This window comes from Clostridium perfringens ATCC 13124, assembly GCF_000013285.1.
In the GTDB taxonomy this organism is placed as follows: Bacteria; Bacillota; Clostridia; order Clostridiales; family Clostridiaceae; genus Sarcina; species Sarcina perfringens.
In genome coordinates this window covers 507,734-531,793 of sequence record NC_008261.1, presented here as the reverse complement: position 1 = coordinate 531,793, position 24,060 = coordinate 507,734, and the positions used below count along the sequence as shown (strand labels likewise).

The window sequence follows — 24,060 nt, the reverse complement described above, 5'->3', positions numbered from 1 at the left end:
TAAACCTATACCTTATCTTTATAATTCCTTTAAAGTTTTAAGCATTCCAACTAAATCATTAAAATTTAGTCCTATGCTATTTGCAATATCAATTGCTTCTCCTAATTTTTCTTCTATTTCTCTAAGCTTTTCTTCCATTAAAAGTTCTTTATTTTGCTCTGCAACATAAGATCCCTTACCAGGTAAAGTGTATATAAAACCATCTCTTTCAAGTTCTTCATAAGCTCTCTTGGTTGTGATTACACTTACTCTAAGCTCAGAAGCTAAGCTTCTTATTGACGGCAATGCTGAATTTTCCTTTAAATCTCCAGATAAAATCTCATTTTTTATAGCTTTAGCTATTTGTTCATATATGGGTACCCCTGAAGTGTTTGAAACTACTATATTCAAAAACTCACCTCTTTCTGTGTATATACTGTATATATTCTATATATACAGTATATACACTATTTTCATATGGTGTCAATATATTTTCATTGTTTAATTTTTTATTTTTCAAAGTATCTTTACTTAAAACCTTATAAAATAAAAGCTACGTATAAAAAATCTTTTTAATACATAGCTAAAATTAATTTAAAGTTTTTACTATTAAGATATTAGAATAAGAGACAAAAAAAGAGGTGCACATAAATGTGCACCTCTTAGGTTTATATAATTATTTATTTTCTTCTATTAATTCTTCGATTTTACATTTGCATCTAGCACCACAACAAGCACCAGTTCCTGCTCCTGTTTTTTCTCCTACTTCTTCAAAAGAAAGAGCTCCGTTCTTTACTGCCTCAACTATTTTTTCTTCTGAAACACCTTTACATAAACAAACATTTGACATAATAAAATTCTCCTCTCGTTTTACCTGAATATTATATATTACTTATCTCTAAATTCATCATTACTATTAATTAATAATCTTTATTGTTTAAATAGATAATAACAGATAAAAACTCTTCTTGCACATGCTAAATTCTTTTATTTTTCATCTTTAAAAGCTATTATATCAAATTAAATCTATATTCCTTTATTATACTAAGGTTTTCTCTTTAAACACTTCAATTCCTATTCTATCAATAAAATCTCCTAATTTTTCTCCAGCCTCAGCTTCCCCTTTATAAACCTCAAAGATTTTATCAACTATTCTTAAAGCTTCCTTTTCATCTACATCCTTTATAAGTATGTCTGCCATTCTTGGATTATGACCTGCTGACCCTCCTGCCGTTACTAAAAATCCTGTTTTATCAGCTATAACTCCAACATCTTTTGAATAAACACTTCCACAGGCATTTCTACAGCCTGCTACTCCGATTTTAGTTCTACATGGCATATCCATATGCTTATATTTATTTAATAATTTCATACCTGTACCTATGGTATTAAATTTTGATCTCTTACAAAAACCAGCTGGACACATTTCCACATTTTTTACTGAGTTTTGTTTTTTAACAGCAGGCTCCATTCCTAATTCATCCCATATTTTAGGCAAATCTTCTCCCTTAAGATTTGTTATTAAAAGTCTTTGACCTGATGTAATTTTAATTACCCCATTATACTTTTTAGTTACCTTTGCAATCTTTTCTAATTGCTCTGGATTAATAAATCCTCCTGGAATATGAGGAGTTATTCCAAAAGTTCTTTTTCCCCCTCTAACCTTTTGTAAGTTCCCATAATGAGTTCCACTAACCATCTTAGGTATTCCTATTCCTATACCATCCATTCTTAAAAATTCCTCCTATATATTAAATGTAAAAATTTCAATTTATAAATTAATTTTAGTATACACTAAAAAATATTTTTCAGAAGTAACTTAGGTTACTAACCTAATAATATCAATTAAAAACTAAAGTTTTCCAAAATATATTTAACTATATTAGATAGTCCCTTACTAACCTAATATTAATTTAAAAATAAAAGGTATGAATGAAAATAAATTTTAATAAAACTTATTTTTAATTCACACCTTTTATTTTTCACCAATCTCTTCATATATACTATTTTAATTTATAAAACTAACACCTTAACTCATTAATTGAAGCAGCTTTTATTATTTTTCCTTCTTTTAACTCTATAAATTTATTTGCTAAAGCCTTTGCATCACTTCTATCATGAGTTACAAATATAGATGTAATTCCAGCTTTTATAAGAATCTCTTTTATTTCCCCTCTTATTTTTTCTTGAAGATCTGCATCTAAGTTTGAAAAAGGTTCATCTAATAAAAGTACTGATGGCTTGGGTGCTATAGCTCTCGCTATGGCTACCCTTTGCTGCTGTCCTCCACTTAATTCATATGGATATTTATCTTTATGTTCCACTAAATTAACAAGTTTAAGCATATCCATAGCTATTTTTTCTTTTTCTTCCTTATTTTTGCCCTTTAGTCCAAACTGAATGTTTTTTTTCACAGTCATATGAGGAAATAAAGCATAGTCTTGAAAGACCATTCCAACTCCTCTTTTTTCAGGCTCAACAAAATTATTATCTGAAAAAACTATTTTCCCACCAATTTTTATTTCTCCTTTATATGACTCTTCTAAACCAGCAATTATTCTAAGTATTGTACTTTTTCCGCTTCCACTTTCACCTAGAATAGATAATATCTCTCCCTTTTCTAAGCTCATATTAAAATTATCTATAATATCATTCTTAGACTTAGGATATTTAAAATATAATTCTTTTATTTCAATAAACATTACTAATCCTCCTTGTCAGCAACTTTATATAAGAAATATATAGCCACAAAACTAACAAAAACTATTATTAGAGATGGTATTGCTGACTCAGGTATCATCTCATCATTGGCATACTCAAATACCTTTGTTGATAAAGTATAAAAGTTAAATGGTCTTAAAGTTAAAACTAAAGGTAATTCCTTTATAATATCAACAAAAGTTAAAGCAAAAGCTCCTAAAATAGCAGGTTTTAACATATGTATATCCACTTTAAAGAATGTTTTAGTAACCCCATATCCTAAAGTTCTTGAAGCTTCAGTAAATTTATTACCTATCTTTTCAAAGCCACCCTCTATATTTTGATATCCTATTGCTAAAAATCTTATTACATAAGCAAATACCAACATTATTATACTTGTGCTTAAGGCTAATCCTTTTATTTTATTATCAATATCTACAAAAAATAAGATCATAGTTATGGCAACTACAGCCCCAGGAATGGAATATCCTATTAAAGTTACTTTTGCATATATTTTTGATAATAATCCACTTCTAGTTCTTACATAGTTTGCTACTATTAAAGCCATTATAACTATAAGTAAACTACATCCAGAGGCAAGTATTACTGAATTAAATATCATACTTAAAAATTGACTATAATAGATATTTTTATAGCTAGCAATTGCCCAAGCTATCATTTGAAGTACTGGTATAAGAAATCCTAGTGAGAATATTATTAAAACATATAATGTAACTATAAATTTATTAAAACCTTTAAGATTTTTTCTCTTTATTGGTCTAACCTTTGTATTAGTAAAACTATATTTTTTTCTTCCTCTTAAGGCCTTTTCTGACGAAATAATTATAAATACTACTACCATAAGTATTCCTGCTAATCTTATGGCTGAATCCACATCCCCTAAGGATATCCAACTTTTAAATATAGCTGTACTAAATGTTTGTACACCTAAATATGATACAACTCCATAATCACTTAAAACTTCTAAGGCTATTAAGGTTGAGCCTGCTACTATAGCTCCCCTACTTACAGGTATGATAACTCTAAAGAATATTCCTATTGCACTGCTTCCTAAAAGTCTTGCACTTTCTATTAATCCTGCCGATTGTTTTTCTAAAAATGTCATTGTAACCATATAAACATATGGGAATAAAAACAATGTAAATATAAAAATAGCTCCCTCAATAGACATAATATCAAAGTATTTTTGATTTAATTCTACCCCTAAAATATTTCTAAAAAATCTCTGTATAACGCCAGTATAGCTAACCATTCCTGAATATGTATATGCCCCTATATATGGTGGTATAGCTAATGGAAGTATTAAAGCCCATCTAAAAAATTTCCTAAATGGAAAATCATAGGCAGATATAAGCCAAGCTAAAGTTACCCCTATTATTATGCTTAATAAAACAGTAAAAAAGACTACTATTATAGATGTAACTATATAATCCTTTAATAAATATTCTTTTATGTGATACCATGTTTTGTTTGGTTTTTGAAATAAATGAATAATTATATCTATATTAGGAAGTACAATCATCAAACTGATGATTGTACTTAAAAGTGCCCACCCATTAAATTTAATTTTTTTCATTATTTCCATCCTACTTGATCAAAAATTAATGTAGCCTCTTGTTTTGATTCTCCTAAAATTTCATAGTTTAAATTTTGAACTGTAAATTCTCCCCATGATTTTTGTAATTCACTCTTACCAACTTTAGTATTTAAAGCAAACTCTCCATTTTCGTCAACATATGCTTTTTGTGCTTTTTCTTCAGTTAAATATTCTAATAATGCTACTGCATTTTCTTCATTTTTAGCATTCTTTGTAACTGCTCCAAAACTTAAATTTAAATGAGTATTTTCTGGGAATAAAACTCCTATTTCCTTACCAACTTTAGCTTCTTCTGCATCTGATGAAGATATCATCTTTGCAATATAGTATGAGTTCATTATTCCAACATCACCTATTCCAGCCATAATAGCTTTAGCCTGATCTCTATCATTTCCTTCTGGTGTCCTAGCAAAATTATTAACAATACCTTGAGCCCATTCTTTTGCCTTTTCAGCCCCATCTAATTGAATGAAAGATGAAAGTAAAGCATTGTTATATGATGAACTTGAACTTCTTGTTAATACCTTTCCTTTAAATTCATCCTTAGTTAAATCATTATATGTTTTTATTGTTTCTGGATTTACCTTTTCCTTATTATAAACAATGATTCTTGCTCTTGAAGTTAATCCAACCCAGTTTTTCCCTCTATATTCTGAAGGTATATTTTCATTTATTTTTTCTGATGATATATCCTTTATTAAATCTTTCTCATTAAGTTGAGCTATATTTTCTGCTCCAACAGTTAAAAATACATCAGCAGATGTATTATCTCCTTCTCTTGCCATTCTCTCAATTAGCTCATCACTTTTTCCATCAACTAAATTTACTTTTATCCCTGTATCAGATTCAAAATCTTTAAATAATTGCTTATCTATATCATAATGTCTTGATGAATAAACATTGACAACTTTCTCTCCTGATCCAGTTTCTTCTGCCTTAGCTTCCTGATTTTTTTGTCCACACCCAGCTAAAACTCCCATAGATACTAAAGCAGTTAATGTTAAGGCTAATAATTTTTTTCTTTTTAACATTTTCTTTTCCCCCTTAAATTTACAAATAATTAAGTTATTTTTTATAACAACTTAAAAAATTCACTTTATCTGTATGTATATTTAATAAATTTAAAAACCTCAAGATAATGATATCGGTTATCATTTTTAAAGTCAATGATTTTTAGTATTATTAAATAATTATTTTCATTTAATATATATTATCACCTCTTTTCGTTAACATTATATCCTTTCTAAATTTAATAAACTTAAAGGGCAATGAACTTATTAGCTCATTGCCCTATTATTTATAATTTTAATTGTTTAATATAACATCTGAATTGAAACTAGTTGAATTATTTAAATAAATTTTTAGTTTTTCAATTCTCTTCTTATTTGTTTTACAAACTTGGAAAGAAAGATTGTCATATTCAACCATTTGATTTTCACTTTGCGGAATATTTCCTATTAAGTTAACAACAAAACCACCAATAGTCTCTATATTTTGACTTTCAAGATTTAGGTTTAAATAATCATTTAACTTATCTAATGTTAATAAACCATCAACTACATAGGTATTATTATCTATTTTATCTATATAGTTTTCTGAATCGTCATACTCATCTAATATATCACCCATAACTTCTTCAATTAAGTCTTCTATAGTAACAATTCCAGAAAAACCACCATATTCATCTATTATTACAGCCATATGTTGCTTACTATCTTGAAGCTCTTTAAATAAATCATCTATAGCTTTATTTTCAAGAACAAAGTAAGCTGGACGTATTAATTGATCTAATTTAATGTTATCTACTCCAACCTTTACAACGGCTTCAAAGAAGTCTTTTAAATAAAGTATTCCTACTATATTATCCCTAGTTTCATTATAAACAGGAACTCTTGAAAATTGCTCACTTATAAGTTTCTTAGCAATTGTTTCATTTGGAGTTGTTGATTTTATAGCAAAGACTTCTCCCCTAGGAGTCATAACTTCTTTAACAACTTTATGATCAAATTCAAATATATTATCTAACATATCCTTTTCAGTTTTATCGATTACACCACTCTCTTGTCCAATACTTATCATGGATTTTATTTCATCCTTAGATACAGTTTCTTTATCTTCAGACTTATTTAAACCTAATATTTTTATAAATAAGTTTGTTGAAGCTGAAAGAATCTTTACAAATGGTGTTGATATTTTAGAAATAACATTGATTGGTCTTATAGCCATTAAAGCAATTTCTTCTGGCTTTTGTAATGCAATTCTCTTTGGAAGTAATTCTCCAAAAACTAAAGTTATATAAGACAAAAGCACAGTTATAAGTATAACTGATATCTCATTACCATAAGGAATATTTAGCTTGTACATGAATTGCGCTAGAGTTTCTGAAATGCTAGTGGCTGCTGATGCACTGGCAAAAAATCCTGCAAATGTTATTCCTATTTGAATAGTAGATAAAAAGTTGCCAGGTGATTTTAAAACCTTTTTTAATAAAAGGGCTTTTTTGTTCCCTTTCTCTGCAAGCATCTTTATCTTAGATTTATTTACAGATACCATTGCCATCTCTGCAGCTGCAAAGAACGCATTAATTAAGATAAGAACTAATATTAGAATAATTTTTGGTAAAATACTGGGACTCGGGTCCATTCTTTAACTCCTCCTCTAAAAAAATGAATTTTCTTCTTTATCTTATAGATTAATTTGAAATAAAATGTCATATAAGATAACCAATTTTAGACCATAATACCACACTGGTACCTTTTATTCAATTATATAATATGCACAATTTAGCCTAAATTATACTAAATAAATAATTTAAGTCACTTATCTTATTTATTACATATATTTGAAAAATAATACTATAATATTTAACTTTTAAGACCTTTTCTACATATGATAAAGAAGGCAAATTTAAGCTTTAATATTAAGTAAGGTGATTTATTGTGAAAGAAAATTTGAATCTTTTTAAATTTCTTTTTGGAACAACGATTCTTTTATGTTGTTGCAGTAAAGATATAATCTTAAATTCCATAAGATACACAAAAACAACTTTTAAAGCTAAAATTCACAAAAATAAATAAAATAAGTTTCTGTAAGATAAATATATTAACTAATAATTATTATTGATTTTTTTATACTATATAGTATAATTTAATTAAAAGATATGAATAATTTATTGGGAGGTATGGATTATGAGTTTAGCAAAATTAATAGACGAAAAAAGAAAAGCTAAAGCTAGAGCTGAAAGAAATAAAAAAGCTAAAGTTGCTGTAACTGGAGCTGCCGTTGGTACATTAGCAGGAGTATTAGGTGGTTTACTATTTGCTCCTAAATCTGGAAAAGAAACAAGAAATGATATAAAAGAGGGTTCAAAAAAGGCTGCTCAAAAATTAAATGATAAAAGTGTTGAGTTAAAAGAAAATTTAAATACACAAGTTGCAAAAGGAAAAGAAAATATTTCTGATGCAAAAAGTAAAATAAAAGAATATCTTAATAGTAAGAAATGTAAAAACATTGAAGAGGCTGTAGAAGAAAACTTAAATGTTCCTGTTGAGGTTGCAGATGAAGCTACTTCTTTAGAAACTGAAGAAGTTAAAGAATCTAACTAATAATTATGTATATAGATTTAAATTTTATTTACCTATTATTAGCTTTATTAGGTTGTGTGGCTATTGTTTATTTGATACTAACATTAAACAAAGTTTTAAAGTTAGTATCAAATATAAATAGTCTTTTAGATCAAAATAAGGACAACCTTACTAAGACTATTAACGATTTACCTACAATAGCTAATAATGTGAATGATGCTTGTCAGAACATTAAGGATATATCTGATGTTGCAACTGAAACTACAGCTGACTTAATTGTTGCTAAAGAGAATATAGAATCTAATGTTGAAACAGTTAAAGAAATTGCTAAGATAATTAATCAAGTTTTCTTTAAAAAATAAAAAAACTCATTCCAATCTAAATCTTTTAAGATTTTTTTGGAATGAGTTTTTTTAATTATCATGATCTTTCAAACCCTAAATTCTCAAAAAGAACTATAGATTTATCATTATAAGCTTCTAAATTAATTCTAGTAGCTCCTTCTACATCATCAACCATTTTATATGCCTTTGATATAAGAAGTTTGCCTAAACCCTGCTCTTGATATTTAGGAAGAAGTGCTAAATATTTAATTTCTTGAACTCCCGCTTCCTCTGAAAGGCTTGGAACAATCATTATGGTTCCAATTCTCTCTCCATTTTCATTTTCAAGAAATACGCAACGATTTTTAAAATTTCCTTTTAAGCTATTTTCCTCTTTAAAAATCATTCTAATTGCTAATTGATAATCTTTAAAAACACCTGCTGAATACTGAATATATGCCCAGTTGTTCTCATCACCAATTCTAAAATCAGTAAATCTATATCCATCAGGCAGGGAAGTACTATAAATTTTTTCTAGTTTATTCTTTGCTTCTGAAGACTTTTTACTATTTTCTTTACTCTCCATTTTCAATCCTCCCTATAAAGCTTTATATTAAGGTTTTAGCATATTCCTATTTCTCTTATAATTTTACCCAATAATTTCATTTTATTAGTTACAACAATATTATTTTATATAACTACTTATACTAAATTATAGAATTCTTTTTGTAATATTTCCAGTAACTTATTCTTCATTTCTCCCCATTAATGCTTATATTAGATATATATATCCAATATATCCACTAATAATATATTAGATAAAAAATAAGCCATATTAAAACCCTTAAATAAAAGTTTTAATATGACTTTTAATATTTTTCTATGTCTTAAAGTATTTTCGAAATTACTCTAGATCTACATTTAACTAAAAATAAAAATTCTCCTAGAACATAGACCAATATTTAATATAATGTTTTTCCTGTTGAATCAATATATGAATATGTTCCGTCCTTATCTACTAAAATAACATCCTTTGATATAACTCTTATATCATTATACTCTTCTTCTAAAATTACACTTCCGTCCTCTTTAAGTAAACCTTTTTTCCCCTCTTGATTCACAGAAACTATTAATCCACTTGGATAAACCTCTAAGGCTGAGTAATCTTTCTTTTCAAGATTTTTAATTTCTTCACCCTTAGTATTTATAACAGACATATATTTTGATTCTCCATCTAATATATCAACTACTGCTAAGCCACTATCACTAAATCCATTTATAGATACTTTATTCTCAAAGTTTATCTTAGTTTCTACTTCTTTCCCATCTTTATCAATTATTATATGCTTATTATCTTTTCTAGCAAAAGCAACCCCATTATTCATTGCTGTTACTCCATCAAAGTCTGGCATTATTGCCCAAGATCCCTCTTTATTTAAAAATCCTATCCCAGACTCATCTAATCTTGCTGGAGCTACCCCCTCATTCATAGATCCAACATAGAAATATTCTATTGGCACTATAATTTCTCCTTTTTCATTAAGTGCTCCACAAAGATTACCCTTTGATACAGGAATGAATCCTTCATTTATTTCTCCTATTGATGTGTATTCACAAGGGATTATTTCATTTCCCTCAGCATTTAAAAGACCATACATTTTATTCTTTTTAACTAATATATATCCCTCTCCAATATCCTTTATAATTTCATCATATCTTCCTGGTTCTACAATAACTTCACCCTTAGTATTTAGTATTCCAGTAGTTTTTAAAGTTTTACCAGATTGAGCTAAGCTTTCAATTGCTTCTGTAGTATTTTCATTAGTTAAAATCTCATTAGCTAACTTTTCATATCTTATAAGATTATTGTTTAAAGGTGATAATACCCCATCTTCTTTTTCTACCAAGGTTTTACCCTTCTTGTTTATTATCTTGTAAGTATTTCCCTCCTTAACTCCAGCCATTCCATAAGAAAACTCACTACCTTTATCAAATTTAAAACCTATAGATTTTTTTCCCTTTTTATCTATATAAGCAACTTTTCCTTCATATCCTTTTTCCATAAATATTTCTCCATCTTCAGTGACTCCAAACATACCTGGTTTAGAATTGCTTAAAGATATTGAAGATTTATCTTCTGTTATAATATAAAGTTCATTATCTGAATCTTCCTTTGCACTACTTGTACCACATCCTGTTAATACTGAGGTGCATAATATGGTAGCCATAGCCATGAAGCAAATATTTTTTAGTCTCATACTAAAATCCCCCTTTAAATATCTACTTATTATTAATTAAACACTCTCTTTAATTTTCCTTCCAAAATATCACAGAATATATTTTATGTAAAGTTATACTTATAAACATATTTTCTTCTTTCTTTTGCCCCAAACATATATCCGTGATTATTTATTAAAAAGTTTAATGTAAGATGATTAAAAGTTTTAAAGGAATCAATATTGCATATATGTCCACAATTTTTTATTACAACAATATCTTCTTCTGGTACAAACTTTTTTATAGTAGGAAGAAAAACATGGTCTTGATCTCCCATAATAAAGATTTTCTTTACATTATTCTTTACATACTTATAATTCTCTAAATGTTCCCTCATAAGCTCAACCCATCTAAAACATTCATTTTTATCTAACTTTTCAGCAGCCTTTAAAAATATATTTCTTGAAAGCTTATGATTTTTACATGGCATTGACATATAAGCTACAATTTTATAAAATATTTCCCTTGGAATAATATTCTTTGTAACTAAGGCTAAATTCAAGAAAAATTTAGACTTTAAGTTCATACCTACAATTCCTCCCCCTAATATCATAGAAGAAACTCTATTAGGGAAATATTTTTCAAATTGCATTCCAACTATAGTACCAAGGGATATACCTAATACGTTTACTTTTTCTATATTTAACTTATCTAATATCTCTACAATATCTTCACAAATATATTTAAAAGATATTTCACCTTTAGTTTTTTTCATGTTTTTCAAAGTGTGATTTTGTGAATTTCCATGGCCATGAAGGTCTACTAAAAGTAAGTTATAATTTTCTGACAGTACATCTATTTGCTTTTTAAATATATTTAAATTTCCACCTATTCCATGAAGCATCAGAATCCATTCTTTATCTTTATGGAGATATTTATTATTTACTACTTTATAATATAGCATTTATATTGCACTCCTTAATATTCTGATTTAAAAACTTTCACATTCATCTTATGAGTTAATAGCTTACTCTCTTTAGCAGAAAAATTTTAAGTCATATATTTTTAGGGGTATCAAAATAAATTTTTATTTATTATTTTGATACAGTCCCTTTTAAAGCTATTTTAAATTACGTCTAATTATGTTTCTTAAATTCTATCACCTTTTCACGCCCTATATTCTACTGTCTATGGATATTTGAATAAAATTTTACACAGCATTAACATTGTTTAAACCTAAGCAATATTACCTTATTGTAATCAAGGTTATTTCAGGTCTATTCATAATTCTCATTTTTAAAAAATCATTTCCAAGCCCTCTACTTAAAATCATAGATGAATCTTTTTCTATGAAAATCCCCTTTTTTCTCTCCATTAAGTTATTAAATATATATCTATTTATGGCTCTAGTATATCCTGAAAAAGTAATGTCACTTCCCCACTTTACATAGGCCTCAAAATTTATTACATCATTTGCTAGCACAATATTAAATTCACTTCTATTAGGACTTCCTAATTTATTTACTACATCTTCTTTTGAAAATATCTTTTCCTTCTTAAATCCTTCTTTAAGAGAAAAAGACTTTATTTCATCCTCTATGTAAATTCCATAAATATTTAACTTATCTTCCTTTTTTATAAGTGAAACCTTACTATTATTTAAAAGTATCACCCCTATATCCACTAACCCCTTTAAATAATCTCTATATTTTTCATACTTTTTCCCAATTAAATTTTTGCATCCTTCTATAGAATAATAAATTGGATAAAAGCTCCTTAAATTTTTGCATAGTTCTAAAAAAACAAAATCCTTATCTAAGGATGAAGTTAACATATTCCCAGTTGTAACAATAATATCTGGTTTTAAAGAATTTATTTTTTCTATAAGCCTATAATTTTCACTTCCAAAGGTTTTTCCATATAAATTATTTAAATGTAAAATCTTAAATCCTCTAAAGGAATTAGGAGTTTTTCTAGTAAATAATTCATATTCATTTATAAAAATACTATTATTTTCATAGACTAAATAAGTGGTAGCAGCAATTCCTAAAATTGAAGTTATCTTTGCCAAATCTGAAATCTCATTCATATGAATACTAATCCTTTAAATTTTTGCTCTTATATTTTATATATGAATATAAAAATATAATTAAAACCCCTCAATTTATTTACTTTTATTTCTTTTATTTCCAAATATTGGTTTTTATGGTATGATTATCTTAAGATAGGAGGTGTCCTTGTTGCAAATTTAGTTAAATTTAATGAAATATAGTACCTAAGGCAACATAATATATTTATGAATTTATTATCTGAAAGCAATATATCTACATTAAATAAAAAATCACACTTAAAAATAAAAAATTTAATACTCTTTTCTGTAATAGTTTTTTTAGGCTCTTATTTTTTAACCAATTACCTAATTTTCAAAGCTTATATTCCTACTGGTTCTATGAGACCTACAATAATGGAAGAAGATGAAGTAATTGTTAGTAAAATTTACACTAGTATAAATAGAGGGGATATCTTTGTATTCAGTCATGAATCCTCCGAAGAATTGCTTATAAAAAGAGTTGTTGGTCTTCCTGGCGAAAAAGTTGAATTAAAAGATGGGCTTTTATATGTAAATGATGTTTTTATTGATGAACCTTATGTGAAAAATAATGAGTCAATGAATAAAACTTTTTATGTTCCTGAAGGAAACTACCTATTTTTTGGTGATAATAGAGCAAGATCAGAAGATGCAAGAAGATGGGAAAACCCCTATGTTCCTAAAAAAAATTTAGATGGGAAAGCTCTTTTTACTGTATACCCTAAAGACAGAATTGGATTTTTAAAATAAATCTCTATTTTAAGCTATTGTTGATTTTCAATTAATAAAATTAGTTAAAAATCAACAATAACTTAAAACATCTCTAAAACTTTCATCTTACTTTTCATTTATAAAAACAATCGTCATATAAATTGCATATATGCTTAAAACCAGCATTAATGCAGTAAAGACTGACATTAGCATTTTCATCCAATATATATAAGATGAATTTTTCTCTAAATTTTCATTTACTTCCTCTTTTATCTGTTTAACACATTGATTTACTTCTATTTTTTCATCTTCATTAAGTTTCGCTCCATTTTTTTCATTATTTTTGGATAAAACATATTTTTCAACTTCAGGTAAAACTTCTTCTATGTTATATCCCTTAGTATTTGCTAAAACATCTAAAGTCATCATTTCTTCTGGAGTTAAAGAATTATATTTATAATAAATATTAGGAACTCCTGTTAATTTCTTTTCCTTAATATAGTCTCTATATACCTTCCCTCTTTTAACAACTTTAGAATTTATATCCCAACTTGAATTTAAATAATAAAGATCATAAACTCTAAAAGTTATAGGTACCAATATTAAAATTAATAAAAATATTTTTGCTAGTATGCCAAACTTTTCATTCACCATAATAAAGCCTCCATTAATTTTCAATATATAACAAAAAGTCCTATAAGCTAAGGGATACTTATAGGACAAATGCATATATATATGAAATATAGGGAAATTAGGTTTATGCTTTAACCTGTTAATATTATATTAACATACTGTTACTTATTATTCAAGTATTTTTTCAAAAATTAAACATTTTTTGATTCTAATTCCTATAAATAAAGGAAGTTTTTATTTAAGCTTTCTTTTCTATATTTCACAAGTGAACTACTCTCCACTTATAGAAGTGGAAGCTTCTTGGTCAATATACCCAACGGTACAAGTTTTCTCAAGCTAACCCCGTCGCACCAGGGGTTTATACAAAACTAATATATGACTAAAACCATATTTTAATATAGAAGATTATATGTTAGTTTATGTGAGGACTTTGGAATCCTTCTCTCTTTACAGAATGTTTTTTTGCTGTTCTATTATGATTTTTTCCTTCTTCACTAGTTATTGGAGTTTGAAAGTTACATTTCTCCATTCTTGCTACCTTATTATCTGGTTGACTATCCTTTGGCATAAATATATTCCTCCTTAGTTAGTTAAATTCAATTTTATTTTTCTCATAAAAAGAAAATATTATTATGGTAAATAATGAAATAACACTAATATAAATATTCTCTTTTAAATTATAAAATTAAATTTTTTATGTATAATAAAGTTTTTTATCTTTAAATTATTAGTATAATATCTTCATAAAAATCTACAAAATAATTAATGTTTAAGTAGAATATATTTTTCAAACAAATTTTATTTTAAACTATATTTATCTTTATAAAATATATCAGAAGAATCCTTATATACTCCAATTACTAATACTTCATCAAATCTTTTTAATTCCATTGCCTCCTGAGCTTCCATATCTAAATTTTCTCCTTCTTCACATAAGTAAGCTATGGCATAAGCTTCTCTATCATTAAAGTTAACAGTGTCTATTATAACTGGGAATTTAACTATGTCCTCTCCTATTAACATATCTACTGACCTAAAGGCATCAGAAATATCCTTAGCACTTTCACCTCTATCTCTAGCCATATTTATAAACCAATTTTCATATTCCTCTATGGTCTTCTTTGGAACTTCAAAATCTTTTAAGGTTTTATCATTATAAAAATAAGTTTTTAAATCTTCTTTCTTTATTTTCGTATTACTATTTCTAAACTGTTTATACTTATCTTTCGATTGTATTGTTATATCTCTTTTCTCATTTTCTTCAACTTCAATTTCATTATCAATAAAATTTATGGCAATTTCATTTCCTTGTGCTCCACAAGCTATTAAGTTACATACTAAGATTATATTTATTAAAATTAGGCTTACCTTTTTCATAAATTCACCTCAGTATATTTTTACCTTTTTACCCAAACTCTATTCAAATAAAAAAACTCAAAAGAAAAAGCTTTAAAAATAATAAAAAGCTGTATAAAAACAACTATAAAACTTATAAATATATTCCGAGAATTACTGAATTTCGCTAAGAATTTATAGCAATTACTCCGAAGATTTTACTAAAGCGAAAAACTCCCTTCGGTCAAACAGTTTCGCTTCTTAACGTAAAATCTTCTACGTAATAGCTTAAATTCTAAAGCTTATTCAGATATTCTCTTCATACTATTTATAAGTTTTAATGTAAGTTATTTTTTATACAGCTTATTAAAATCTATAAATATATATTTAACTTAATTAGAGGATTATTAAGAGTAATAAAATTTTATATTTTAAACAACACTGGAGATAGTATTAAAGAGTATAACTCTTTAAAATAACCACTAATTAAGTTAAAACAAGCAAATTTATTATTTTTTATTTATAACTTTCTCATAGATAAAGTGTGAGAATAATGAGTTTGACCATGCAAACCAATCTCTTGTAAACTTAGTAGGGTCATCTACATGGAAACCTTCATGCATATATCCAGTCCCTGCATCAGTTTCTTTTAATAATTTAATTAACTGATCTATTTCCTCTTGATTATTTGTTGTTAACCCTTGCATTGATAAAGCTATGTGCCAAATATACTGGTCTGGAGTATGTGGACTTCCAATTCCTTTAGCAGCTTTTCCTTCAAAGAAGAATCTATTATTTTTGCTCAAAATAAATTTTCTAGTATTTTGATAAACTTCATCTTCAATTCCTTTGTACTCTAAGTAAGGAATTGATAGAAGGCTTGGTACATTAGCATCATCCATGAAGTTATAGTTACCCATACCATCAGTTTCATATGCATAAACTTCTCCAAATCCTTCTTTATAAACTTTTCCATGCTTTTCTATAGCATTATCTATTTCTTCTCTTAAACTATCAGCTTTTTCTTTAAGCTCTTCATCCTTATAAACCTTCTCTGCAATTTCTGAAATATATCTTAAGGCAACTACAGCGAACATGTTTGCTGGAATTAAGTATCCATATTCACAAGCATCATCACTTGGTCTAAATCCTGACCATGTCATTCCTGTGTAAGTAACTGGAGTTCCTAATCCTTCATGGCTTAAAGTGTCAGTTACTGAACAATTTAATCTTTGGAAGCTATAATCTGATTTTTCTCTATGATACTGCTCCACTCTCCATAAATCTATTATCATATTGAAAGCTTTTTTAATATCATCATTAAAGAAAGTTTCATCACCAGATTCTTTCCAATACTTATGTATTAATCTAACTGGATAACATAGTGAATCTATTTCATACTTTCTTTCCCAAACCCAAGGGCTATCCTTAGTTATATCATTGTCCCATTTTTGTCCATTAGGCTCTTTATTAAAGGCATTTGCATATGGATCTATGAATATACATTTTACTTGTCTATTTATTAATCCAGTAAAAATAGCCTTTAATTCTGGATATTCCTTAACAAATGGTAAGTAATGCTCTACTTGAGAAGTGGAATCCCTAAGCCACATTGCAGGAATATCACCAGTAATTACAAAGGCATCTCCCTCTGAAACCTCTACAGTTGTATCCATTGTATTTATAAAACAATTATAAAATAATTCTTGTAACTTCTTGTCCTCTATTTTACCTGATAAATCTTTACCAATTTTTCTGACAATCTCTTTTAATTCGTTAGTTGATAAACTCATTTTCTTTACCCCCAAGTTCAAGTATTTATTATTTAGCTATTTTCTAAAGGAAAACTACATTTTTATTTAATGTGATCCTTAAGTGATAATTAAAACTTAAGTAATTTTTTAATCAACACTAATTAAAAACTAAATTTATTTAAATTCTATGCTTTACTATTTAACTAAAAGTTGACTTAATTTTATAGAATTCCTAAGCAACTTCAGATACATTGTATACCATTTCATTCCTGTAATAAATATACTTTTTTAAAGTTCTTTATGTTTCTAAAATTTATCACTTAAATCTAGAAACTAGACAAGTTCAGAATAAACAACTTATAAATAAAACTTATAAATATATTAATTAATTCTGTGAATATATTTATAAGTTTTATATGAAAGTTTTGATACTATCTAGATTAAAACAAAAGAGCTAAAAGATTTGAAAATTTATTTTAAATTCCTAAAAATCTTTTAACTCTCATATTATTAAATTCTCATATTTAATTCTTACGCTCTAATATTCTTAAGTAAAATTATAGCTTTTTAGCTATTAAAAACTTTATTTTTATTCCTTGTTTTGAGAACATTTCTTCATGCTCTGTTACTACATTGTATTCATATCCACTGTTATGTAGATCACGAGTTATGTAAGTTATCTCAAAATTACACTCTTTAAAATACTCTAAAGATTCTTCAAAAAGCTCATCATCATCAGTTTTAAAATGGATTTCTCCACCATCAACTAAGAAATCTCTATATTTTGTTAACTGTCTTGTGTGAGTTAATCTTCTCTTCTTGTGTCTATCTTTAGGCCATGGATTACAGAAGTTTATATAAATTCTTTCTATCTTGTCATTGCTATCTAATATAGTATCTATTAAAGCAATCTCTTGAGGCATTAATTTAACATTATCTAAGGCTTTATTTTTCTCCTCATATGCTTTTTCTATATTTCTTTTAGCTAAAACAAGAACTTCATCTTTTATGTCTATTGCTATATAGTTTATGTTTGGATGATCAGAACCATGTACAGCCATAAATGTTCCTTTTCCACATCCTAATTCTAAATATATTGGGTTTTCTGTATTTTTAAAAGTATTTTTCCAATTACCTTTATTCTCTTTTGGATTAGCTACAAAGAAGTCACATGCTTCTAATTCTGGTCTAGCCCAAGGCTTTCTTCTCATTCTCATCTTAAAATCCACTCCATCCTTTAGTTTCAGAATTATTATACAGATTTATATGAAGTATATCAACCTTAGGCTTTTCCTAATCTTCTAAAATTTATATATAATCCCTAATTACCTCTTAAAATAATCTTTCATCTAAAAAAATCAACAAACCTTTAAACAAAAGTCTATTATAAAAATTATATAATTTTAAAGAACTCCTTTGGAATATAATTTATAAACTGACTTATTTCATTTCTATGTCCATATTTTCCTTGAGAATTATATGTTATAACTAACCTTTTCTTTGCACGAGTTATTGCCACATAAAATACCCTTTTTTCTTCTGATAGATTTCCCTCTTTAATAGACATATAAGAAGGAAATGTATTATTTTGAATACCTGCTAAAAATACAGTATCAAACTCTAAGCCCTTTGCTTGATGCACAGTTATTATTGGTATTCTAGGCTTTTTAGTTCTATTTATTATTAAAGATTCTAGCTCTCCATTAGAAAGACCTGTTATTCTTATAATATCTAACAAGGCATCTCTATTCCCTTTACTCTTATCATCTAAATCTCTAAATAAAGCATATAAATCTCTTAATCTATTTAACTTTTCTTTGTTTTCATCTCCAGCATACATACTCTTAATATTAAAGCCATTCATTACACAGGCAACTAATTCGTAAGGTCTTTTACTTTCTGCTATTTGAAAAAGCTCATTTAACTTTTTACTAATAGCCGTAAATGCTTTTAGATGTTTTGACATTAAGGCCATTCTTTCCATTGAAGTTGGAATTATCTTTTTATTTATTGCCCTAACTAGAAGCTCACCTGTAGCAATAATATCATCCATAGCATCATGGCTAGGCTTATGTTTAGTATCATAAACCTTACTTAGATTTTCTAACTTATAATTTATATTTCCAGGATAAAATCTTCTATATATATCTAAAGTATCATAAAAAGTTTTAAACTTAGGCTTTCCTAAATTATTTCTTTCAAGCTCACTACACAGGATATTTATATCATATTGAACATTGTGACCTACTATTATAGAATCCTTAGAATACTCCACAAATTCCTTTAAAACTTTTTCTTTGTCTTCTCCAATTCTTTGAAGCATTTCATCTGAAAAACCATGAACATAATAGGAATCCTTAACTGGTTTCTTATTCTTTAGAAATTTTTCAAACTTATCTACTACTTCTCCATTTTTATTTAATTTTATGGCTGCTATTTGAATTATCTCATCCTCTGTAACATCAACCCCTGTACTTTCCACATCAAAAACTATTATATTCTCTTTTTCAAACTCATTTATTAGTAGTGAAAATTTTTCTCCATATTTTAATACAAGAGGATCTATATAATCTGCTAATCTTATGCCAACCTCTTTGTACTTATAAGATTCTATAGTCTCTAAGGTTCTCATACCAATTCCTGTTGGAAGTCTATTGACTATTCTCTTTAAACTTAGTGAATCATATCTATTAGCTATTAGTTTTAAAAAGGCTAATATATCTTTAACTTCTTGTCTCCTAAAAAACTTAAATTGATCTACAAGTATAAACTCAAAATCTGATCCCTCATATCCACCAATTTGATAAAGCTCTTCACTAAGTCCTATATTATAGTTATTATCCCTTGTAAGAACACATACTCTTTTTAAATCTTCACCCTTTTCACATAGCTTATTTACATAATCAAAGATAAACCTAGCCTCTTCTCTTAATCCTCTAGTTTCCTTTAATAATATTTTCTCACCATCTTCTTTTGATTCTGCTAAAATACCATCTTTATACATAGTAGAAACTTTACTAGAAAAAGCATTGTTCAAAAATTCTAAGGAAGCTTTATTTAAATTTTTGGTTGCCCTATAATTCTTAGAAAAAACAATTTCTACAGGATTATATTTTTCTTTAAATTTATTAAAAATTATTTCTGGATCAGATCCACGCCAACTATATATGGTTTGAAAGAAATCTCCACATATAAGAACATTGTTTCCTTCAAAAATCTTCTCAATTATTGAATACTCTATAATGCTTGTATCCTGAACCTCATCTATATTTATATACTTAAATTTATTTTTAAGAGCCCTAACAACTTTTTCATCCTTAAATAATTCCTTAGTAAGTATTATTAAATCATTAAAGTCTAAAGCATGGTCCTCTCTAAGCTTAGAATCATATAGTGTTACTAATTCATGGCCATGAAATTTAATATAATTTTTAAGATTTAAATTTAAGTTTCCTTTGTTAGTACAAACTTGATTTATTTTTTCTTCTCTAAATTTAAAAATTTCATCAATTACAGTTTTATATTCATCTAAAACTCTATCCTCTAAAGTTTCTATTCTTGCTCTTTCAACCTTTATAAAATCAATAACCTTTTGAATTTGCATATTAGTAGCCATTAAATTGCTTGTAGCATAGTAATAACTTAATTTACTTATAACTTCTCTACAATCATCTTCATCAAATATTGTGAAATCTGAAAAAATATCTGTATTTCTCTTTGCATAAGTTCTAACTACATCAAAGCAAAAACTATGAAAAGTTCTTATGGTTATATCCTTAGCCTCTCCCCCAACTATTTTCATTACCCTATCACTCATCTCTTTACATGCCTTATTGGTAAAAGTGATACATAAAATTTCTGAAGGCTTTGAATTTCCATTTTTTATTATGGAAGTGACTCTCTCTGCTAAGGTATTAGTTTTTCCTGTTCCAGCAGAGGCAAGCAAAATAATATTATTTTTTTGTTCATTTACAACCTTTTGTTGCTCTTCATTTAAATTAATCATAACAGCCTTCCTTTCCATATAAAATTAGCTAAAAGTTTTATTTATATGTTATTAATTTTAAAATAAAAATCTTTATAAATAAAATTATATTCTTACATATAAAAAGGTTAGTTTATATTTATTATAGGCATAATTATGTATTTATTAAAATCTATGAACAATTGTTATATTTGATATATTTTTAAAAATGTAATAATTCCAAAAATTTCACAACAAATTTTATAAAATGTAAAACCATAATAAAATAAAAAAAAGGCGTGTATCAAAATAATTTTTTATAAAACTTACAAACATTATGAAGAGAATATCTAGATGAGCTTTAGAATTTAAATTATTACGTAGAAAATATCACGTTAAAAAGCTGAGACTGTTCGAAGCGTAGCAAGTTTCGAAGCTTTAGTGATATTTTTGAAGTAATGATTATAAATTCTTAGCGAAATCTAGTAATTCTCGGAATATGTTTGTAAGTTTTATTATATTTTGATACAACCCCTTTTTTATTATGAATTAAGCTTTGCTACTTCAAGCTCCTTTTCTCCTACACTTTCTTTTTTCTTAGAATAAACTAATTTATAAAGGACAATTCCACAAATTAATCCTATTACGCAAAGTGCTATCATTGATAAGAATATAAGATTATATCCCTTTATTCCTGGATGTGAATCAAGAAGTCCTCCATAGTAAGAGTTTATAAACATATCTGGTACATATCCTATAAATGAAACTATACCAGCTGCAATACCTGTATATTCTCTTGGAACTCTAACTTCATCAAGTGGCGCAAAGAACACACCCTTCATTCCAAGTAAAATTATTGATAAGATTAACATATTAATAAGTACAGGTATTATAAATGCACTTTTTCCTGGCATAAATACATATACTAAAGTGAATATTATTGATAAAGTAAGTCCTATTATCATAAATTTAATAGTTGAATGCATTTTATCTGCAATAACCCCTGATATAGGTGGAGCAAGCATCATAATTACATAACTTCTTATTATTCCTATAAATGCTCCTAAGGCTACTGACATACCAAATATTTCAGTTACATAAGGTGTTAAGAATGCAAGTCCTGAAAATGCTGCATAAGTTGTAAATACTAAGGCTGCTACTAACCAAACTTCTGGCATTTTTACAACCTTCTTTATACCATGAACAATATCTCCTCTTGTTTGTTTATTTATTTCCTTTTCTTCTTTAGAATCATCTAATAAGAAATAAGCTATAATTCCAATAACTATAAGTGCTACTGAGTAAAATATTATTATTGATCTAATTCCTAATAAACCTTCTCCAAGTTTTGCAAGCATTCCTAAGGCTATAAATGAAACAACTGTAGAAGCTGCTCCTCTACCCCCTTCTAAAATACCAAATAACTTACCTTGCTCTGAACTATCTCCAAGCATTCTGACAGCCTTAACCATAGTTGGCCAAAATGTAAATACTGTTGTTATTGCCCAAGCTCCATTTATGATTAAACATACTGTGTATGATGGTATTGTTGCATACCAAAATCCTAAAAGCCCTGTGGCTATAAGAGAAAATGGAACTAGTATCTTATAAGAAAATTTATCTGCTATAACTCCACCAGGTATATATAGTAAAAAGTTAACTATTCCATACATACTTGTTAAAAAACCCATTTGAAAATTTGTTAAATGAAAAGCTTGTTGCATTGGTATATAAAAAACCTCTCTTAAATAAGGTAATCTATAAATAATTCCTCCACCAGCACATAAAACTAAAAGAGTAATCCATTTTTTAGCATTATTATTTTTCATCCCTTTCTACCCCCTCTTTTGTTATTTCATCTACCATAGTTAAAATTTTATCTCTTAAATCTCTATAAAAAATAAATTATTAAACCCTTATTATATTTATTTATTTTTATTTTCTAAAACTTCTTTTAAAATATTAGGATAATTGGTTATTATCATATCAACGTTTAAATCTATCATTTTTTCCATATCTTTTTTCTCATTTACTGTGTATACATTTACTTGTTGAAAATCTTCATGGGCATCCCTAACTATTTCTTCTGTTATACTATTAAATTCAGGATGAAGTGCTGAAGAACCAACTACCTTACAATAATTATGTGGTTCAAAAATACAATCCCAATAAAGTATTCCTGTTTTTATATTTTTATTAAGTCTTATACATTTTCTTATTGAATAGTGATCAAAGGATGATATTATAACTCTATCCTCAAATCCATAATTCTCTATTTCTTTATATACCTTTTCTTCTAAACCTTCATAATGTATGATGCTATTTTTAAGCTCTATATTTATAAGTTTGTCATTATCTTTCATAAAATCAAAAAACTCTTTTAGTGTAGGTATTTTTTCTCCCTTAAATTCATCAGAAAATTTTATTCCAGCATCTAAGTTACATAATTGTTCATAAGTAAAGTCCTTTACATACCCACTTCCATTAGTTGTTCTATCAACTTCTTCATCATGAATTACAACTGGAACTCCATCCCTTGTAAGATGAACGTCCATTTCTATACCATCACAGTCTGCTTCTATTGCTTTCCTAAAAGCTATCATAGTATTTTCTGGATATAATCCACTTAATCCTCTGTGTGCTACGTTTAATATTTTTTTCATAGTTATTCCTCCTATACTTTTTCGATTATTACTGGAATTATATTTGAAGTTTATAGTTCCCTAAAAATAAATAAAGCTCAACCTAAATAATTTTAAGTTGAACTTTCTCTCAACATCTCTTAGTCTAACTTAATTTTGTCTTAAATGTTTAGTTACAATTTCATTATAACAGTTATGAAAACATTTACTAAAAATTCAAATTTATTCATATGTTAAAAAAAGGTACTATTTTCTTAAAATTTTACCTCTGAAATTATGTATGATTTTTAAATAATAAAAAATCTTTGTATTTTTTATTAAAATTTGTATTTTTAATACAATTTTCTAAAGAAAACTCATTGTTATAAGGACATAAAATAAATTTTATGAATTAGAAATATTATTTTATCTTTCTTTAATTTCTAAAGTATTCTAGTAATTTTTTTCTTTCCCCTAAAAATTATTCTAAAAAAATAAAAAGTTCCTCTTAAAAACAAAAATAGTACAAGTA

22 protein-coding genes are annotated in these 24,060 nt (G+C 26.8%); 3 read left to right on the top strand and 19 right to left on the bottom strand.

Going from position 1 to position 24,060, the window contains the following annotated elements:
* Nucleotides 1-18: 18 nt before the first annotated feature.
* From CPF_RS02230 to CPF_RS02200, 7 genes are all read right to left on the bottom strand, one after another.
* Nucleotides 19-390, bottom strand: a complete 372-nt coding sequence (locus tag CPF_RS02230; RefSeq protein ID WP_003455483.1) for a GntR family transcriptional regulator — start codon at nucleotides 388-390, stop codon at nucleotides 19-21.
* Nucleotides 391-655: 265 nt separating this feature from the next.
* The gene (locus CPF_RS02225) at nucleotides 656-829 is read right to left on the bottom strand and encodes a (2Fe-2S)-binding protein (protein ID WP_003449944.1); all 174 of its coding nucleotides are present in this window, start codon (nucleotides 827-829) and stop codon (nucleotides 656-658) included.
* Nucleotides 830-1,018: 189 nt separating this feature from the next.
* Entirely contained in the window at nucleotides 1,019-1,708 is a 690-nt protein-coding gene (locus CPF_RS02220; protein ID WP_041702592.1) for a nitrite reductase, read from the bottom strand.
* Between the two features lie 292 nt (nucleotides 1,709-2,000).
* Nucleotides 2,001-2,681: an ABC transporter ATP-binding protein gene (locus tag CPF_RS02215; RefSeq protein ID WP_003471458.1), complete on the bottom strand. Its 681-nt coding sequence runs from the start codon at nucleotides 2,679-2,681 to the stop codon at nucleotides 2,001-2,003.
* Between the two features lie 2 nt (nucleotides 2,682-2,683).
* The gene (locus CPF_RS02210) at nucleotides 2,684-4,276 is read right to left on the bottom strand and encodes an ABC transporter permease (RefSeq protein ID WP_041702739.1); all 1,593 of its coding nucleotides are present in this window, start codon (nucleotides 4,274-4,276) and stop codon (nucleotides 2,684-2,686) included.
* Nucleotides 4,276-5,328, bottom strand: coding sequence for a Fe(3+) ABC transporter substrate-binding protein (locus CPF_RS02205; RefSeq protein ID WP_011590193.1), 1,053 nt, complete (start codon nucleotides 5,326-5,328; stop codon nucleotides 4,276-4,278). The genes CPF_RS02210 and CPF_RS02205 overlap by 1 nt, the downstream gene beginning before the upstream one ends.
* Before the next feature lie 274 nt (nucleotides 5,329-5,602).
* On the bottom strand, nucleotides 5,603-6,940 hold the full coding sequence (locus CPF_RS02200) for a hemolysin family protein (protein WP_003455347.1): 1,338 nt from the start codon (nucleotides 6,938-6,940) through the stop codon (nucleotides 5,603-5,605).
* A gap of 545 nt (nucleotides 6,941-7,485) precedes the next feature.
* On the opposite strand from CPF_RS02200, the gene CPF_RS02195 reads away from it, so the two are divergent.
* Both CPF_RS02195 and CPF_RS02190 read left to right on the top strand, forming a co-directional pair.
* Nucleotides 7,486-7,902 carry a YtxH domain-containing protein gene (locus CPF_RS02195; RefSeq protein ID WP_003449994.1) on the top strand — a complete coding sequence of 139 codons (417 nt, stop codon included), beginning with the start codon at nucleotides 7,486-7,488 and terminating at the stop codon, nucleotides 7,900-7,902.
* 71 nt (nucleotides 7,903-7,973) lie between these two features.
* Nucleotides 7,974-8,243, top strand: coding sequence for a hypothetical protein (locus CPF_RS02190; RefSeq protein ID WP_003455310.1), 270 nt, complete (start codon nucleotides 7,974-7,976; stop codon nucleotides 8,241-8,243).
* A gap of 58 nt (nucleotides 8,244-8,301) precedes the next feature.
* On the opposite strand, the gene CPF_RS02185 is transcribed toward CPF_RS02190, so the two are convergent.
* The 4 genes from CPF_RS02185 to CPF_RS02170 all read right to left on the bottom strand — a co-directional run bounded on the left by CPF_RS02185 (nucleotide 8,302) and on the right by CPF_RS02170 (nucleotide 12,510).
* Complete coding sequence (locus CPF_RS02185) at nucleotides 8,302-8,790, bottom strand: GNAT family N-acetyltransferase (protein WP_003455413.1); 489 nt, start codon at nucleotides 8,788-8,790, stop codon at nucleotides 8,302-8,304.
* Between the two features lie 376 nt (nucleotides 8,791-9,166).
* Nucleotides 9,167-10,462 (bottom strand): WG repeat-containing protein, encoded by a 1,296-nt coding sequence (locus CPF_RS02180; protein WP_003455362.1) that lies wholly within the window; start codon nucleotides 10,460-10,462, stop codon nucleotides 9,167-9,169.
* Nucleotides 10,463-10,545: 83 nt separating this feature from the next.
* Nucleotides 10,546-11,385: an alpha/beta fold hydrolase gene (locus tag CPF_RS02175; protein ID WP_003455658.1), complete on the bottom strand. Its 840-nt coding sequence runs from the start codon at nucleotides 11,383-11,385 to the stop codon at nucleotides 10,546-10,548.
* A gap of 282 nt (nucleotides 11,386-11,667) precedes the next feature.
* On the bottom strand, nucleotides 11,668-12,510 hold the full coding sequence (locus tag CPF_RS02170) for a metallophosphoesterase (protein ID WP_011590192.1): 843 nt from the start codon (nucleotides 12,508-12,510) through the stop codon (nucleotides 11,668-11,670).
* Between the two features lie 207 nt (nucleotides 12,511-12,717).
* On the opposite strand from CPF_RS02170, the gene lepB reads away from it, so the two are divergent.
* Nucleotides 12,718-13,260, top strand: a complete 543-nt coding sequence (gene lepB / locus CPF_RS02165; RefSeq protein WP_011009806.1) for a signal peptidase I — start codon at nucleotides 12,718-12,720, stop codon at nucleotides 13,258-13,260.
* 87 nt (nucleotides 13,261-13,347) lie between these two features.
* On the opposite strand, the gene CPF_RS02160 is transcribed toward lepB, so the two are convergent.
* From CPF_RS02160 to CPF_RS02130, 8 genes are all read right to left on the bottom strand, one after another.
* On the bottom strand, nucleotides 13,348-13,875 hold the full coding sequence (locus CPF_RS02160) for a hypothetical protein (RefSeq protein WP_003450157.1): 528 nt from the start codon (nucleotides 13,873-13,875) through the stop codon (nucleotides 13,348-13,350).
* A gap of 391 nt (nucleotides 13,876-14,266) precedes the next feature.
* On the bottom strand, nucleotides 14,267-14,422 hold the full coding sequence (locus tag CPF_RS14935) for a hypothetical protein (protein WP_003450198.1): 156 nt from the start codon (nucleotides 14,420-14,422) through the stop codon (nucleotides 14,267-14,269).
* A 230-nt stretch (nucleotides 14,423-14,652) separates the two neighbouring features.
* On the bottom strand, nucleotides 14,653-15,231 hold the full coding sequence (locus CPF_RS02155; RefSeq protein ID WP_011009804.1) for a hypothetical protein: 579 nt from the start codon (nucleotides 15,229-15,231) through the stop codon (nucleotides 14,653-14,655).
* A 467-nt stretch (nucleotides 15,232-15,698) separates the two neighbouring features.
* Entirely contained in the window at nucleotides 15,699-16,982 is a 1,284-nt protein-coding gene (locus CPF_RS02150; protein ID WP_011009803.1) for a glycoside hydrolase family 125 protein, read from the bottom strand.
* 518 nt (nucleotides 16,983-17,500) lie between these two features.
* Entirely contained in the window at nucleotides 17,501-18,160 is a 660-nt protein-coding gene (trmB, locus tag CPF_RS02145) for a tRNA (guanosine(46)-N7)-methyltransferase TrmB (RefSeq protein ID WP_003450220.1), read from the bottom strand.
* 176 nt (nucleotides 18,161-18,336) lie between these two features.
* Nucleotides 18,337-20,949 carry a 3'-5' exonuclease gene (locus CPF_RS02140; RefSeq protein WP_011590191.1) on the bottom strand — a complete coding sequence of 871 codons (2,613 nt, stop codon included), beginning with the start codon at nucleotides 20,947-20,949 and terminating at the stop codon, nucleotides 18,337-18,339.
* Between the two features lie 500 nt (nucleotides 20,950-21,449).
* Nucleotides 21,450-22,736, bottom strand: a complete 1,287-nt coding sequence (locus tag CPF_RS02135) for an MFS transporter (protein ID WP_011009800.1) — start codon at nucleotides 22,734-22,736, stop codon at nucleotides 21,450-21,452.
* 96 nt (nucleotides 22,737-22,832) lie between these two features.
* The gene (locus CPF_RS02130) at nucleotides 22,833-23,570 is read right to left on the bottom strand and encodes a glycerophosphodiester phosphodiesterase (RefSeq protein WP_011590190.1); all 738 of its coding nucleotides are present in this window, start codon (nucleotides 23,568-23,570) and stop codon (nucleotides 22,833-22,835) included.
* Between the last annotated feature and the right edge of the window lie 490 nt (nucleotides 23,571-24,060).

Bases quoted from the DNA above. Each gene is read 5' to 3' on its own strand.
- CPF_RS02225 (WP_003449944.1), bottom strand. From the start codon at position 829: ATGTCAAATGTTTGTTTATGTAAAGGTGTTTCAGAAGAAAAAATAGTT.
- CPF_RS02220 (WP_041702592.1), bottom strand. From the start codon at position 1,708: ATGGATGGTATAGGAATAGGAATACCTAAGATGGTTAGTGGAACTCAT.
- CPF_RS02215 (WP_003471458.1), bottom strand. From the start codon at position 2,681: ATGTTTATTGAAATAAAAGAATTATATTTTAAATATCCTAAGTCTAAG.
- CPF_RS02210 (WP_041702739.1), bottom strand. From the start codon at position 4,276: ATGAAAAAAATTAAATTTAATGGGTGGGCACTTTTAAGTACAATCATC.
- CPF_RS02205 (WP_011590193.1), bottom strand. From the start codon at position 5,328: ATGTTAAAAAGAAAAAAATTATTAGCCTTAACATTAACTGCTTTAGTA.
- CPF_RS02200 (WP_003455347.1), bottom strand. From the start codon at position 6,940: ATGGACCCGAGTCCCAGTATTTTACCAAAAATTATTCTAATATTAGTT.
- CPF_RS02195 (WP_003449994.1), top strand. From the start codon at position 7,486: ATGAGTTTAGCAAAATTAATAGACGAAAAAAGAAAAGCTAAAGCTAGA.
- CPF_RS02185 (WP_003455413.1), bottom strand. From the start codon at position 8,790: ATGGAGAGTAAAGAAAATAGTAAAAAGTCTTCAGAAGCAAAGAATAAA.
- CPF_RS02180 (WP_003455362.1), bottom strand. From the start codon at position 10,462: ATGAGACTAAAAAATATTTGCTTCATGGCTATGGCTACCATATTATGC.
- CPF_RS02175 (WP_003455658.1), bottom strand. From the start codon at position 11,385: ATGCTATATTATAAAGTAGTAAATAATAAATATCTCCATAAAGATAAA.
- CPF_RS02170 (WP_011590192.1), bottom strand. From the start codon at position 12,510: ATGAATGAGATTTCAGATTTGGCAAAGATAACTTCAATTTTAGGAATT.
- lepB (WP_011009806.1), top strand. From the start codon at position 12,718: ATGAATTTATTATCTGAAAGCAATATATCTACATTAAATAAAAAATCA.
- CPF_RS02160 (WP_003450157.1), bottom strand. From the start codon at position 13,875: ATGGTGAATGAAAAGTTTGGCATACTAGCAAAAATATTTTTATTAATT.
- CPF_RS14935 (WP_003450198.1), bottom strand. From the start codon at position 14,422: ATGCCAAAGGATAGTCAACCAGATAATAAGGTAGCAAGAATGGAGAAA.
- CPF_RS02155 (WP_011009804.1), bottom strand. From the start codon at position 15,231: ATGAAAAAGGTAAGCCTAATTTTAATAAATATAATCTTAGTATGTAAC.
- CPF_RS02150 (WP_011009803.1), bottom strand. From the start codon at position 16,982: ATGAGTTTATCAACTAACGAATTAAAAGAGATTGTCAGAAAAATTGGT.
- trmB (WP_003450220.1), bottom strand. From the start codon at position 18,160: ATGAGAATGAGAAGAAAGCCTTGGGCTAGACCAGAATTAGAAGCATGT.
- CPF_RS02140 (WP_011590191.1), bottom strand. From the start codon at position 20,949: ATGATTAATTTAAATGAAGAGCAACAAAAGGTTGTAAATGAACAAAAA.
- CPF_RS02135 (WP_011009800.1), bottom strand. From the start codon at position 22,736: ATGAAAAATAATAATGCTAAAAAATGGATTACTCTTTTAGTTTTATGT.
- CPF_RS02130 (WP_011590190.1), bottom strand. From the start codon at position 23,570: ATGAAAAAAATATTAAACGTAGCACACAGAGGATTAAGTGGATTATAT.